This is a genomic window from Micromonospora sp. CA-248212 (assembly GCF_050948405.1).
Classification (GTDB): Bacteria; Actinomycetota; Actinomycetes; order Mycobacteriales; family Micromonosporaceae; genus Micromonospora.
Genome location: NZ_CP192023.1, coordinates 2,750,045 through 2,762,500, shown reverse-complemented (window position 1 = coordinate 2,762,500; position 12,456 = coordinate 2,750,045). Strand labels below are relative to the sequence as shown.

14 protein-coding genes and 1 pseudogene are annotated in these 12,456 nt (G+C 71.7%); 5 read left to right on the top strand and 10 right to left on the bottom strand.

What is annotated here, in order from left to right:
- Positions 1-596 precede the first annotated feature (596 nt).
- Positions 597-1,889, bottom strand: a complete 1,293-nt coding sequence (gene tyrS / locus ACQP03_RS13315; protein ID WP_357134727.1) for a tyrosine--tRNA ligase — start codon at positions 1,887-1,889, stop codon at positions 597-599.
- 81 nt (positions 1,890-1,970) lie between these two features.
- Between tyrS and ACQP03_RS13310 the strand changes: the two genes are divergently transcribed.
- Positions 1,971-2,378 carry a PaaI family thioesterase gene (locus ACQP03_RS13310; RefSeq protein ID WP_357134687.1) on the top strand — a complete coding sequence of 136 codons (408 nt, stop codon included), beginning with the start codon at positions 1,971-1,973 and terminating at the stop codon, positions 2,376-2,378.
- A gap of 13 nt (positions 2,379-2,391) precedes the next feature.
- Here the strand turns inward: ACQP03_RS13310 and ACQP03_RS13305 are convergent, their stop codons facing one another.
- The 3 genes from ACQP03_RS13305 to ACQP03_RS13295 all read right to left on the bottom strand — a co-directional run bounded on the left by ACQP03_RS13305 (position 2,392) and on the right by ACQP03_RS13295 (position 5,010).
- A complete protein-coding gene (locus ACQP03_RS13305) occupies positions 2,392-3,732 on the bottom strand; it encodes a hemolysin family protein (RefSeq protein ID WP_357399141.1) in 1,341 nt (446 codons plus the stop codon).
- Positions 3,733-3,858: 126 nt separating this feature from the next.
- Positions 3,859-4,500, bottom strand: a complete 642-nt coding sequence (locus ACQP03_RS13300) for a hypothetical protein (protein ID WP_357134690.1) — start codon at positions 4,498-4,500, stop codon at positions 3,859-3,861.
- Positions 4,501-4,515: 15 nt separating this feature from the next.
- Positions 4,516-5,010: a GNAT family N-acetyltransferase gene (locus ACQP03_RS13295; RefSeq protein ID WP_357399138.1), complete on the bottom strand. Its 495-nt coding sequence runs from the start codon at positions 5,008-5,010 to the stop codon at positions 4,516-4,518.
- Positions 5,011-5,134: 124 nt separating this feature from the next.
- Here ACQP03_RS13295 and ACQP03_RS13290 point away from each other — a divergent pair.
- A pseudogene (locus ACQP03_RS13290) lies at positions 5,135-5,242 on the top strand (universal stress protein); the annotation flags it as partial.
- Here ACQP03_RS13290 and ACQP03_RS13285 read toward each other — a convergent pair.
- The 5 genes from ACQP03_RS13285 to ACQP03_RS13265 form a co-directional block, all read right to left on the bottom strand.
- Positions 5,235-5,870 carry an FMN reductase gene (locus ACQP03_RS13285; RefSeq protein WP_357134694.1) on the bottom strand — a complete coding sequence of 212 codons (636 nt, stop codon included), beginning with the start codon at positions 5,868-5,870 and terminating at the stop codon, positions 5,235-5,237. The pseudogene ACQP03_RS13290 and the gene ACQP03_RS13285 overlap by 8 nt on opposite strands.
- A complete protein-coding gene (locus ACQP03_RS13280) occupies positions 5,867-7,009 on the bottom strand; it encodes an LLM class flavin-dependent oxidoreductase (RefSeq protein ID WP_357175928.1) in 1,143 nt (380 codons plus the stop codon). The genes ACQP03_RS13285 and ACQP03_RS13280 overlap by 4 nt, the downstream gene beginning before the upstream one ends.
- A gap of 151 nt (positions 7,010-7,160) precedes the next feature.
- Positions 7,161-7,436, bottom strand: a complete 276-nt coding sequence (locus ACQP03_RS13275) for a ubiquitin-like small modifier protein 1 (protein ID WP_357134698.1) — start codon at positions 7,434-7,436, stop codon at positions 7,161-7,163.
- A 2-nt stretch (positions 7,437-7,438) separates the two neighbouring features.
- Positions 7,439-8,524, bottom strand: coding sequence for a WD40/YVTN/BNR-like repeat-containing protein (locus ACQP03_RS13270; protein ID WP_357175925.1), 1,086 nt, complete (start codon positions 8,522-8,524; stop codon positions 7,439-7,441).
- Positions 8,525-8,600: 76 nt separating this feature from the next.
- Positions 8,601-9,242 (bottom strand): DNA-3-methyladenine glycosylase, encoded by a 642-nt coding sequence (locus ACQP03_RS13265; protein WP_357134701.1) that lies wholly within the window; start codon positions 9,240-9,242, stop codon positions 8,601-8,603.
- Between the two features lie 176 nt (positions 9,243-9,418).
- On the opposite strand from ACQP03_RS13265, the gene ACQP03_RS13260 reads away from it, so the two are divergent.
- The 3 genes from ACQP03_RS13260 (at position 9,419) to ACQP03_RS13250 (ending at position 10,871) form a co-directional block, all read left to right on the top strand.
- The gene (locus ACQP03_RS13260) at positions 9,419-9,868 is read left to right on the top strand and encodes a hypothetical protein (protein ID WP_357134702.1); all 450 of its coding nucleotides are present in this window, start codon (positions 9,419-9,421) and stop codon (positions 9,866-9,868) included.
- Between the two features lie 85 nt (positions 9,869-9,953).
- Positions 9,954-10,379 carry a DNA-binding protein gene (locus ACQP03_RS13255; RefSeq protein ID WP_357134704.1) on the top strand — a complete coding sequence of 142 codons (426 nt, stop codon included), beginning with the start codon at positions 9,954-9,956 and terminating at the stop codon, positions 10,377-10,379.
- A 138-nt stretch (positions 10,380-10,517) separates the two neighbouring features.
- The gene (locus ACQP03_RS13250; protein ID WP_357134706.1) at positions 10,518-10,871 is read left to right on the top strand and encodes an MmcQ/YjbR family DNA-binding protein; all 354 of its coding nucleotides are present in this window, start codon (positions 10,518-10,520) and stop codon (positions 10,869-10,871) included.
- A gap of 43 nt (positions 10,872-10,914) precedes the next feature.
- Here ACQP03_RS13250 and argH read toward each other — a convergent pair whose 3' ends face one another.
- Positions 10,915-12,378, bottom strand: a complete 1,464-nt coding sequence (gene argH, locus ACQP03_RS13245; RefSeq protein WP_357134728.1) for an argininosuccinate lyase — start codon at positions 12,376-12,378, stop codon at positions 10,915-10,917.
- Positions 12,379-12,456 lie beyond the last annotated feature (78 nt).

The following is a 12,456-nucleotide window of genomic DNA, read 5'->3' as shown; positions in this document are numbered from 1 at the left end:
ATCCCAACCAACAACCCACCAAAAGCAGGCTGCCAGTCCGGGGTATAAATCATAATTGGCACTGGCTTTACAAGCACCCTGTTGAGTTCTCAAAGAACAACCACACACCAACTCGAAGCCCCATTGCTGGGGCCCCAACCTGGGGCTTTTCGTTCCGCGTCCCCGGTGCTTTCAGCGCCAGGCACTTTTACTACGTTACCCGCTGGTTTCTGCCGTGTCAAACCGGTGTTTCCCGGTTCGTCGTGCTTTCTGCCGTGTTGCGGGCACCATGGTTCGACCGGCTCGCGCCGCTCTCGTCATGGGTTGGCAGGCCGGCCGCAGCGGTTGCCCGCTTGCTCGCCCGTTTCCCTGCCGACTGACTACCTTACCCGGTCGGTTCCACCGCACCAAATCCGCCTCGCGGCGTTTCCGTGAGCACCACCCGGTCGGCGATCTGACGGCAAACCCGTCCGACCCCGAGGCCGTCACCACGCTCCGGCCGCTTCAGGCTTTCGCCTGTTTCGTCCGTTCCGCGCTGGCAGAGAGAAAGTTACGCGTCCGGCCCGATGATCGTCAAATCCGCCGGACGCGTCCCCCGTCACATCGTCGACGATCGACTATTCCCCCAGCTCAACGCCCGCGAACGACCGCTTTCCCCGGCGCAGCACCAGGTATCGGCCGTGCAGGAGGTCGCCGGTCGACACCGTGGCGTCCACCTCGGTCACCCTCGTGTTGTTCACGTAGGCGCCGCCCTCGGCGATGACCCGACGGGCCTCCTTGAGGCCGCTCACGAGCCCGGAGTCCCGCAGCAGACCCGCCACGTCCGGCAGTTCGCCGGTGAGCCGCACGAGCCCGGCCTCGGTGAGCGCCGCGCGCAGCGTCTCCGCTGCCAGGTCGTCGAGCGAGCCCCGCCCGAACAGCGCCTGGCTGGCGGCGACCGCCTGCCGGGTCTCCTCGGGGCCGTGCACCAGCGTGGTCAGCTCCTCGGCCAACGCCCGCTGGGCGAGCCGGGCCGCCGGCCGTTCGGCCGTCGCCTTCGCCAGCTCCTCCAGCTCGTCGCGCGTACGGAAGCTGAAGTACCGCAGGTAGCGGTCGACCTCGCGGTCGTCGACGTTGAGCCAGAACTGGTAGAACGCGTACGGACTCGTCAGCGTGGGGTCGAGCCAGACCGCCCCGCCCTCGGTCTTGCCGAACTTCGTACCGTCGGCCTTGGTGACCAACGGCGTGGTGAAGGCCTGCACCGGCCCCGCGCCGCGCCTCCGCACGTAGTCGACGCCCGCCGTGATGTTGCCCCACTGGTCGGAGCCGCCGAACTGGAGCTGGCAACCGTGCCGGCGGTGCAGTTCGAAGAAGTCGTTCGCCTGCAGCAGCTGGTAGCTGAACTCGGTGAAGCTGATGCCGGTTTCCAGCCGCGCCCGCACCACCTCCCGCGCCAGCATCTTGTTCACGGGGAAGTGCTTGCCGACGTCCCGCAGGAAGTCGACCACCGACATCTCACCGGTCCAGTCCAGGTTGTTGACCAGCTGCGCCGCGTTGTCCCCGGTGTACGACACAAAGGGCGCGAGCTGCTCGCGGATCCGCTCGACCCAGCCGGCGATCACCTCGGGCGGGTTGAGCGTCCGCTCGGCGCTCTCCTTCGGGTCACCGATCTGCCCGGTCGCCCCGCCCACCAGCAGCAGGGGGCGGTGACCCGCGAGTTGCAGCCGCCGGGCCGTGGTGACCTGCATGAGCGAGCCGACGTGCAGGCTCTGCGCGGTGGGGTCGAAGCCCACGTAATAGGTGGTGGCCGTCGCGCCGTCGAGCAGCTCACGCAGCTCGTCGAGGCCGGTCGAGTCCTGGATGAGGCCACGCCAGAGCAGGTCGTCGGTCAGGGAGTCCCGCCCGGACGGCGGGAGGTTGCTGTCGGTCACGGTCACCGATTCTCCCCCATCGGCGGCATCGACCCGTACCGGGTTTGGAGCGACGCGCCCGGTTACGCTTGCGCCCCGCTCTTGGAGGAGGGTTCTGCCGTGGAGATGCCGGATCTGACGGGTGGTTTCGTCAACCTGCTCGGCCTGAATTTTGAGGAGGCGACCGGCGACCGCGTCGTCATCAGCTGGCAGGTCCGTCCGGAGCTGCACCAGCCGTTCGGCATCCAGCACGGCGGGGTGTACTGCTCGGTCGTGGAGACGGCGGGCAGCGTCGGCGGTTCGCTCTGGCTGGGCGACCGGGGCACGGTGGTCGGGGTGTCGAACCAGACCGACTTCCTGCGGGCCGTGCCCGAGGGCGAGCTGCGGGCGGTCGGCACCCCCGTGCACCGGGGGCGCAGCCAGCAGCTCTGGCAGGTGGAGATCAGCGACGCCAAGGAGCGCCTGGTCGCCCGCGGTCAGGTCCGGTTGCAGAACCTCTCGCGCGACTGACCGGCGGGCCCGGTCAGCTCCGGGCCTCGTCCAGCACCGGCTCGACGGCCTCGTCGGCGTCGGCGGCGGCGGCGTCGTCGGCGGCGGGGACCTGCCGCAGGCGTACCCCGGTGATGGCCCGGTGGTCGATGTCGGCCACCGTCAGTACCCAGCCGTCCAGGGTGACGTCCTCCCCCGCGACGGTCGGGATGTGCCCGAGTCGGGCCAGCACCAGCCCGGCGACGGTGGTGTAGTCGCCGGCCGGGCGCGAGGGCAGCTCGACGCCGATGTCCGGCAGGTCGTGCACCGGGAAGGTGCCGGGCAGCACCATCGCGCCGTCCGGTTCGCGGCGCACCGAGTAGCCGTCCCGGTCGGTCTCGTCGTAGATCTCCCCGACGATCTCCTCCAGGATGTCCTCCAGGGTCACGATGCCGTCGACGGCGCCACGCTCGTCCACGACGAGCGCGATGTGCTGGCGCTCGGCCTTGAACTGACGTAGCGCGTCCACCACCGGCAGCGAGTCGGGCAGCAGCATCGGCGGGCGGGCGATCTCGTCGATCGGCCGGTCGTCGGGCACGCCGACCAGGTCGCGCAGGTGGATCACGCCGGCCGTGTCGTCCAGGCCGCCGTGGCGCACCACCGGCGCGCGGGAGTGCCCGGTGGCGGCCAGCACGAGCCGCGCGGCCTCCGCCGTGGTCCCGCTGTCGAGCGTGAAGACCTGCAACCGGGGTACGAGCACCGCCCGCAACCGCCGGTCGGCGATCTCCACGGCACCGGCGATGATGGTGCGCTGTTCCTTGGTGAAGCCGTGGTTGCCGGCGACGATGTCGCGTAGCTCGTCCGGGCCGATCTCCTCGGGCTCGTGCTTCGGGTTGAGCCCGAACAGGCGGACGACCAGGTCGCTGGTCGCGCCGAGGGCCCAGACGGCCGGGCGGGTGAGGCTGGCGAGCACGTCGAGCGGGCGGGCCACCAGCAGGGCCCACCGCTCGGCGGACTGCATGGCGATCCGCTTGGGCGCCAGCTCGCCGAAGACCAGGGTGACGAAGGTCAGCGCGAGGGTGACCACCACGATCGCCACCGTCTCGGCGGCGTTGCCGAAGACCCCGAGCAGCGGCACGAGGGGCTTGGCGAGGGAGACCGCCGCCGCGGCGGAGGCCAGGAAGCCGGCGAGGGTGATGCCGATCTGGATGGTGGCGAGGAAGCGGTTCGGGTCCTTGGCGAGCCGGGCGAGCACCCCTCCGGCCCGGCTGGTGCGTTCGAGGCGCTGGATCTGGCTGTCCCGCAGTGACACCAACGCCATCTCGCTGCCGGCGAAGAGCGCGTTGATCACGATCAGGATCCCGACCAGGGCCAGTTGGCTCCCGTAGCTCTGCACGCCCGGTTCGCTCCCTCTGCGATGGTGACGCCGGCCGTACGCACGGCGCCCGCCGGTCGACGAGGCCGCCCGGCGTACGCGCTTCTGTGCCCCGTGCGGGGTCGGCCGAACCCTGCCGGGGTGACGCTACGCCGATTCGGCTGCGGGTGACGCGGGCAGGTCGAGGACGTACGAGTCGCCCTCGGGCCGGAAACCGAGCCGGTGGTAGTAGGGGGCGACCATGCCGGGCGGGCTGACGACCCGGTGGAAGCCGCGTTCGGTGAAGAGGCGGCTGCGCCGGTAGACGAACTCGCCGGGCGTGAAGTCCCGGAACTTCGGGGTCACGTAGTCCAGGTCGATCTGGGCGACCCCGCGTGCCTCGGCGTGCGACAGCACCACCCCCACCACCTCGTCGGCGGTGACCACGAGGAAGGCCGAGCGGTCGGCGGCGGCCGGATCCCAGTGGAAGTCGGGGTTGAAGCGGGCGATGTCCGACCCGTGCACCCGCAGCGTGTGGGCGAGGAACTGGTCGTCGACCCCGACCTGGACCACCTGGTAGGTCTGCTCGTCGTGGCGGGTGGCGAGCATTCCCCGCAGGTACCAGATGTTGATCACCGCGAGGACGATGTTGAGCCCGACCATGGGCCACACCTCGATGGCGGCGTTGTAGCCGATCAGCACGGCGCAACCGACGAGGTTCAAAGCGCGCAGGCGCAGGATGCGCGACTGCAGCAGCGACCAGACCAGCACCGCGGAGCCGGCCCAGCCGACCAGATCCAACCAATTCACCCCGCGAGACTAGTGCTAGCCCAGGTCAGGGGCGTCGGCGGGCAGCTCCAGCAGCCACTCCTCGACCTCGGTGCCGCGCCCGTTGGCGTACCCCGAGTCCTCGCCGACCACGACGAACCCGCACTTGCACAGCACCGCGAGAGAGGCGGCGTTGTCCTTCGCGGCCCGGGCGTGCACCGGCCGGGGCAGCTCGCGCAGCAGCGCGGCCAGGGCCTCGGTGGCGTAGCCCCGACCCCAGCGGGTCGGGTCGATCCAGTAGCTGACCTCGGTCTGGTCGTCGACCGGGAAGGCGCTCACGTAGCCGACCACCTCGCCATCGGCCTCGACGGTGCGGACCCGGTTCGCCGGGTTGGTGAGCACCCGCGCCCAGTGGCGGGCGAACTCGCGGTGGTCGGACGGGTCGGCGGGACCGAACGCGGCCATCCGATTCGCTTCGGGATCCTGCTGGTGCAGGAAGAACTCCACGAGATCGTCCTCGCGCACCGGCCGCAGCAGCACCTCAAAAGTCACCCGGCGAGAGTAAGCCCCACCCCCGACACCCCCGCTTTCGCCGATCTTGCACTTCCTGTCGCGACACAAGCTCACCAAGACGACATTCCGCCAACAGAATCTGCAAGATCGGCGTCGGAGTGGGGGCGGCGCGGCGCGGGGGCAGTTCGAAGGGCTGCTGCTCGGCTCGGTCGGTCAGGCCGCCGTCCACCACGCGCACTGCCCGGTGCTGGTGGCCCACCCGGTCAGCTGACCGGGGCGTCGCCACCTCGGCCGAGCATCTGCAGGAAGTCGGTGGTGAGGGCGAACGGGTCCGCCGGGCCGCTGGTGGGCGGCCGGCGTTCGACCTGGTCGGCCAGCTCCCCGGCGGCGCGCCGGATCCGGCCCCGCAACGCGCCGTCGGCGGTCCCGTCGGACCAGTCCTCCGGTGCGGCGAAGACCGCCGTGGGGACCACCACCGCCCGCAGGTAGCTGAACATCGGACGGACCGCGTGCTCCAGCGCGAGGGAGTGCCGGGCGGTGCCACCGGTGGCGGCGATGAGCACCGGCCGGTCGACCAGCGAGCCCGCGTCGAGGACGTCGAAGAACGACTTGAACAGCCCGTTGTACGAGGCGCTGAAGATCGGGGTGACGGCGATGATGCCGTCCGCCCCGGTCACCGTGTCGATGGCCTCGCGCAGCGCGGCCGGCGGGAACCCGGTGAGCATGTTGTTGACGACGTCGTGGGCGTACTCGCGCAGGTCGATCGCGCGCAGCTCGGCGTCGTGGCCCCGCCGGACCAGCTCGTCGCGGGTCGCCCCGGCGAGCTGGTCGGCGAGCAGCCGGGTGGACGAGGGCTGGCTCAGCCCCGCCGACACCACGGCCAGCGTGCGGCGGGTCATCGGGTCGCCCCCTCCGGCGCCTTGCCCGTCACGTCGTCGACGGCGTGCACGGTGCTGTCCTTCGCGCCGCCGGCCGCGGCGACGAGCGAGGCGTGCGTGGGCGCGTCCGGCACGTGCGCCGGGCGCAGGGCGGCGAACTCCTTGCGCAGCACCGGCACGACCTCCTCGCCGAGCAGGTCGAGCTGCTCCAGCACCGTCTTGAGCGGCAGGCCCGCGTGGTCCATCAGGAACAGCTGCCGCTGGTAGTCGCCGACGTACTCGCGGAAGCCGAGCGTCCGGTCGATGACCTGCTGCGGGCTGCCCACGGTCAGCGGGGTCTCCCGGGTGAACTCCTCCAGCGACGGCCCGTGCCCGTAGACCGGGGCGTTGTCGAAGTACGGCCGGAACTCCCGGACGGCGTCCTGCGAGTTGCGGCGCATGAACACCTGGCCGCCGAGGCCGACGATGGCCTGGTCGGCGGAGCCGTGGCCGTAGTGGGCGTACCGCTGGCGGTAGAGGCCGACCATCCGCTGGGTGTGCTCCTTGGGCCAGAAGATGTGGTTGGCGAAGAAACCGTCGCCGTAGTACGCGGCCTGCTCGGCGATCTCGGGGCTGCGGATCGAGCCGTGCCAGACGAACGGCGGCACCCCGTCGAGCGGGCGCGGCGTCGAGGTGAAGGACTGCAACGGCGTGCGGTACTTGCCCTTCCAGTCGACCACGTCCTCGCGCCACAGTCGGTGCAGCAGGTCGTAGTTTTCGATGGCCAGGGGGATGCCGGCGCGGATGTCCTTGCCGAACCACGGGTACACCGGGCCGGTGTTGCCACGGCCCATCATCAGGTCCACCCGGCCGTCGCTCAGGTGCTGGAGCATCGCGTAGTCCTCGGCGATCTTCACCGGGTCGTTGGTGGTGATCAGCGTGGTCGCGGTGGACAGCAACAGCCGCTCGGTGCGGGCCGCGATGTGACCGAGCATGGTGGTCGGGGACGACGGGACGAACGGCGGGTTGTGGTGCTCCCCGGCGGCGAAGACGTCGAGCCCGACCTCTTCGGCCTTGAGTGCGATGGCGACCATCGCCTTGATCCGCTCATGCTCGGTCGGCTCCCGACCGGTGGTCGGATCGACCGTGACGTCACCGACGGTGAAGACTCCGAACTGCATGACCAGCTCCTCGCGTGTCAACCGGATGCCGTCGTGGTACCCGGACGCAGCTCACAACTTATTTGACGAGTCAACTATTCCATCGGCAGGACGTCGCGCAGTGGCGCCGGTCACCACCGCAACCGGACACCACGTCGCAGAACCGGCTCGCTCAGCCGCCCGCCACGGAGGGCAACACCTGCACTTCCGCGCCGTCCACGACCGTCGTGGCCAGACCTCCGGAATGCCGGCAGTCCTCCCCGTCGACGAAGACGTTCACATAGCGGCGCAGCTCACCGCGCTCGTCGCGGATCCGCCGGGCCAGCCGGGGATGCGCGACGGCAACCTCATCGAGGACCGCCCGCAGCGTCCCGGCGGCGGTGACGGTCAGCCGACTCGCGCCCCCGGCCTCGCCGCGCAACGGGCCGGGCAGCAGCACGGTGACCACGCTCAGACCTGCGCGGCGCGGACGCAGAGCACGTCGGGCAGGTGGGTGGCGACCGACGACCAGGAGTCGCCCTCGTCGCGGCTGGCGAAGACCGACCCGGAGCGGGTGCCGAAGTAGACCCCACCCGGCGTCGCGTCATCGGCGCACATGGCGTCGCGCAGCACCGCCGGATAGAACGGCCCCTCGGGCAGCCCCACCGACTGCGCCTCCCACTTGCCGCCGGCGTCGACGGAACGGAACACCCGGCAGCGGTGATCGGCCGGAAACCGCTCACTGTCGGCCACCAGCGGGAAGGTCCACACCGTGCCGCCGCGCCCGGGGTGAGCCACCATCGGGAAGCCGAAGTCGCTGGGCAGCCCGTCGGCGATCGAGGACCAGGTACGGCCGTCGTCGTCGGAACGGTAGACGCCGTGGTGGTTCTGCGCGTACAGCCGCTCGGGATTGTCGGCGTCCCGGGCGACCTTGTGCACGCACTGGCCGAACTCCGGCCACTCGTCGGGCATGAAGTAGGCGCGGATGCCGGTGTTGCCCGGCGCCCAGGTCGCCCCGGCGTCCTCCGAGCGGTAGACCCCGCCGGTGGACATGGCGACCAGCAGTCGAGCCGGGTCACGCGGGTGGGGCAGCACGGTGTGCACGGCCTGACCGCCGAACCCGGCCTCCCACTGCGGGCGGTGCGGGTGATCCCAGAGGGAACGGACCAGCTCGAAACTGCGGCCGCCGTCGGTGGACCGGAACAACGCCGAGGGTTCGGTGCCGGCCCAGATGACGTCCGGCTCGTCGGGGCCGGCCGGCATCAGCTGCCAGACCCGCCCGAGGGAGACGCCGGTGTCGGCCGGGAACGCGACCGGCGCCTGGTCGGGCTCGTCCCAGGTGGCGCCGAGGTCGTCGCTGGTGGCGACACTTGGGCCGAAGTGCGAGCTGGTCATGCCGGCGAGCAGCCGCGGGGTCGAACGGCGGGCGTCCACCGCCACCGAATAGACACCGGTCATCGGAAAGTGCGGACCGGTGATCTCCCAACTGCGCCGATCGTCGGCGCTGGTGGCGAGAAACAATCCCTTCGCGGTGCCGATCGCGAGCAGAGTTGCCATGACGTCCTCCGAAACCGTCGGTGAGCAGGTTCGGTGATTATGGCCACACCCTCCGACAACCTCCGTCGCGGCGCGCTCAGCGGCGGACGCGGGGCACGTGCCGCCGGTACGCGCTGACCGTCGGATCGCCGTCGAGCCAGAACCGCCAGGGCAGGTCGTGCGCGCCCGTCACGCCGACCCGGGGCCCCGCCGTCACCGCCTCCTCCGGTACCGGCTCGGCGGGCGGTCGCAACCGGACCGGGCCGTCGCCGAGCAGGTACGCGCCGTACGCCGCGCGGTCGATGCCGAGCGTGGCGCAGAGCCGGGCCGGCCCACGGGCGAGGTCCACGTCGCGCCGCACGGCCGGCCGGCGCTCGCGTGCCGTGGTCACGCCGTCGATGACCGCGCCGGCGCGCAGCAGCACGGCGGCGGCCTCCCCCTCGTCACCGGTGACCACGTTCACGCACCAGTGCATCCCGTAGGTGAAGTAGACGTAGGCGTGCCCGGCGGGACCGAACATCACCGCGTTGCGGGGCGTCCGGCCCCGGTGGGCGTGCGAGGCGGGGTCACCGGCCGTGCCCGCGTACGCCTCGACCTCGGTGATCCGGACGGTGACGCCCCCGGCGGTGAGGCGGCAGCCCAGCAGGCCACGCGCCGCCGGCAGCAGCGGGCCGGCGAGCAGGTCCGCCAACTCGGCCAGGCCGGCGTCGGCCGTGCGGTCGTCCGGCAGGAGTTCCATGGACCGAACGGTACCCAGGCCACGCGCGGGTCACGCCGTTCGACGATCCCGGGGCCACCGGGAGGCTCACCAAGGTTCACCTTCTCGCCATCCGAGCCGCCGAAACCCGCGCCGCCCCCGGGGGGTGTTTCCGGTGTCGTCGCAGGGTGCGGCGACACATTGGGAGAGGAACCATCATGACCGTACGCACGATCCGTCGCCCCCTGCTCGCGATCGGCCTGGCCGCGGCCGGGGCGGTGCTGGCTCTCGCTCCGTCGGCCAGCGCCAGCGCCCCGCAGAGCGCGGCGATCGACGGCGCCCCGCTGAGCGCCGTCGCACTGGGCGGCAGCGGCAAGATCGACGCCAGTGGGGCGGCGGTCTTCGTCCCGGTCACCCTGACCTGCTCGCAGCCGACGCAGGTCGACCTGACCGTCAAGGTCGCCCAGGCGATCGGAGACTCGATGCGCACCGGCACGACCAACCGCAAGGTGTTCTGCGACGCCACCACCCAGAAGGTGCGGATCGCGGTGACCGCCACCGAGCGCCCCTTCGCGCCGGGCGTCGCGTTCGGTGTGGTGACCGGAAACTCCTGCGACGCACTGTGCAACTCCATCACTGACGAGCACCGGTTCGACCTGGCGCTCTGAGTCGTGGCGTGGCGGCACGGATTCTCGTGCCGCCACGCTTCAACAGACCGTTGACAACAGCTCGTTGATGGGGTGTGCTCGGTACATGACCACCTCGGACCTCTTCACGGCGCCCGACCCGGGTCGGGCGCGCGCCCACCGCACCTACGAGGCGCTGCAACGGATCAGCGAGCGGCACGCCGGCTCCGACGCGCGGCGGGGGCGCTGGGCCCACCCGCACGTGCTGGACCCGTGGGAGGCGGTCGCCCTGGTCACCGCGCTCGCCGCCGGCGGCGCCGAGCGGGAGCCCGCCGAGGAGCCGGTCGACGCCGCCGACCTGACGGCCGCCCTGACCCTGCTGCCACACGTACGCGCCGAGCTGGACGCCCTGGAGGCGGGACTGCTCACCCTCGCCCGCGACCGGGGCCTGACCTGGCAGTCCATCGCGTACGGGCTGGGGCTGGGCAGCGCGCAGGCCGCCCGCCAACGCTACGAACGGGTAGCGGCCCGCTCCACGGACCAAACCCCCTGATCCCCGCGCCGATCTTGCACTTTCTGTCCCGACAGAACGGGAGATCGGTCGCGTATCGACAGCACAAACTGCAAGATCGGCGCGATGTGCGAGCGCGGGGCGCGGGGCGGGGGGCGGGGTTATGACTAGGAGGGGTTTGTGGAACGTGCGGAGATGTTGTCGTACTGCCTGGCCAAGCCGGGAGCGTGGCTGGACCGGCCGTGGGAGGACGACGAGGTGGTGAAGGTGGGCAGCCGGATCTTCGCGTTCCTCGGCAACGGCGTCGCGGCGCCCACCGTCGGCGTGAAGTGCGGCGCGACCCGCGAGATCGCCGACGAGTGGCTGCACCGCCACCCCGCCGACGCGCGCCCGATGCCGTACATCGGCCGGTCCGGCTGGAACACGCTGCGCCTCGACGGCGGGATCGACACCGACGAGCTGACCGAGGCGGTCGACTCGTCGTACGACATGGTGGTGGCCAAGCTCCCGAAGCGGGAGCGCCCGACGGCCTGAACCACCGTGGCGCCGGCGGCCCGCGCCGACGCCACGCCTGGCGTCAGCGGGGTACGACCCGCTCGGTGGCCCACTCCCGCCAGCCGGCCAGCCGGTCCGCCGCGGCGGCGAGCTGGTCGGCGACCGGACCGGGGCCGGTCGAGCCGGGGGTGGTGCGGGCCGCGAGGGCCGAGCGCACCGAGAGCACGTCACGCACGGACGGGTCGAGGTGCTCGCTGACGGCGGCCAGGTCGGCGTCGGAGACGTCCTCCAGCTCGCACTCGCGGGCCGCGCAGAGCGCCACCAACCGACCGGTGATCTCGTGCGCGTCACGGAACGGCACGTTGCGCCGGACCAGCCAGTCGGCGACCTCGGTGGCGAGGGAGAAGCCCACCGGCGCGGCCGCGACGAGCCGGTCCACCCGGACGGTCATCGTCGAGATCATCCCGGCCAGGGCCGGGAGCAGCAGCTCCAGGGTGTCGACGGCGTCGAACGCGGGCTCCTTGTCCTCCTGCATGTCCCGGTCGTACGTCATGGGCAGGCCCTTGAGCATGGTCAGCACCGTCATCAGGCCGCCGACCAACCGGCCGGACTTGCCCCGGGCCAGCTCGGCGATGTCCGCGTTCTTCTTCTGCGGCATGATCGACGAACCGGTCGCGAACGCGTCGTCCAGCTCTACCCAGCCGAACTCGTGCGACGTCCACAGCACCACCTCCTCGCCCAGGCGGGACAGGTGCACCCCGATCAGCGCGGTGGTGAAGAGGAACTCGGCCACGAAGTCCCGGTCGGCGACCGCGTCCATCGAGTTGGCGAACGACGTGCGGAAACCCAGCTCCTTGGCGACCGCCACCGGGTCCAGCGGAAGCCCCGACCCGGCGAGCGCGCCCGCGCCGAGCGGGCTGATCGCCGCCCGGTGGTCCCAGTCGCGCAGCCGCTCCAGGTCGCGCAGCAGCGGCTGCACGTGGGCCAGCAACCAGTGCCCGAAGGTGACCGGCTGGGCGTGCTGGAGGTGGGTCATACCGGGCGCGGCCGTGTCGACGTGCCGCTCGGCCTGCTCGACGAGCGCCTCGGCCAGCTCGACGACGCGGCTGGCCACACCCCGCGCGTGGTCCCGCAGGTAGAGCCGCAGGTCGGTGGCGACCTGGTCGTTGCGGGACCGACCGGCACGCAGCTTGCCGCCGAGGCTCCCCAGACGCTCCAGCAGCCCCCGTTCCAGCGCGGTGTGCACGTCCTCGTCGTCGACGGTGGGCCGGAACGCCCCCGACGCGCAGGCCGCCTCCAGGTCGTCCAGGGCCGCCAGGATGCGGCCCAGCTCCTCCGGGTCGAGCAGGCCGGCGCCGGCCAGGACCCGGGCGTGCGCCCGGGAACCCGCGATGTCGTACGGGGCCAGCCGCCAGTCGAACTGCACGCTCACCGACAGCCGGGCGAGCGCCTCGGCGGGGCCACCGGCGAACCGGCCACCCCACAGGCTCGTCCGGTTGGTGCCGGCGCTGTTCTCGGTGAGGGTCTTGTCGTCCACGCCGCCCATTGTGGTCCCCATGTTCGTCAGCCACCCATCCGGGCGGCACGGGCCGCAGCCATCCGGCTCGGCGTGCTCCACCTGTGC